1 protein-coding gene is annotated in these 779 nt (G+C 60.7%); it reads right to left on the reverse strand.

The window, feature by feature from the left end; translation table 11 throughout:
* Window positions 1–470, reverse strand: a 470-nt coding sequence (locus AWB81_RS43715; protein WP_159939047.1) for a tyrosine-type recombinase/integrase, incomplete at its 3' end; no start/stop codon positions are given.
* Window positions 471–779: the final 309 nt, after the last annotated feature.

The following is a 779-nucleotide window of genomic DNA, read 5'->3' on the forward strand; positions in this document are numbered from 1 at the left end:
CCCTGATTCACGCGGATCACCATGCGTTGGCTATCGATATCGGTGACCTTCAGGTGCACGGCTTCAGACACGCGCAGCCCGGCCGCGTACGCGGTCATCAGGATGGTGCGCTGCTTGAGACTGGCGATCGACTCAAAGAAGGTGGTGATCTCCTCCAGGCTGAGAATGACCGGCAGTCGGACCGGCTTTCTTGGCAACGGAAAGTCCTCGTCGCTCCAGTCGCGTTTGAGCGTCACGCGGTAGAGGAAGCGCAGTGCGCCGATCGTTGGGCCGAGACTGCCGGGGGCCAGCTTGCGTTCCTCGCGAAGATGGACGAGCCAGGCGCGGATCTCCTCGGGGCCGAGCAGTTCAGGCGAGCGATGAAAGTGTTTGGCGAAACTGGAGACCTGCAGCAGATAGGATGTCTGGGTGTTCTCTGCCAGGTTTCTGATCAGCATGTCGTGCTGCATGCGTTCACGGAGCAGTGTCATGGTGGACCTCCTGGGAACAGTGGATGGAGTGCCCGGTCGGGCACCTCCATGCTGCTCCCGGTGGCCGGTTCACCACCTCGCTGCGGTCCGGCTCCAGATGCCCGTCCTCATGGAACGCCAGCCACTCGCCTTCGCTTCCCTCCCACTACCGCTTCAGCGGTTTAGTACACGCCGAATAATCACAAGCTTGTGATTATTCACCGGCGGCAAACTCAAGACGGTCGAACTGTTCGGGATCGACGTGGCGCAGCGCCCGGACGAAACGTTTGACGCTCTCATAGCTGGCCGTAAAACCATGCTGGTCAACGA

Source organism: Caballeronia arationis (assembly GCF_001544975.2).
Classification (GTDB): Bacteria; Pseudomonadota; Gammaproteobacteria; order Burkholderiales; family Burkholderiaceae; genus Caballeronia; species Caballeronia arationis.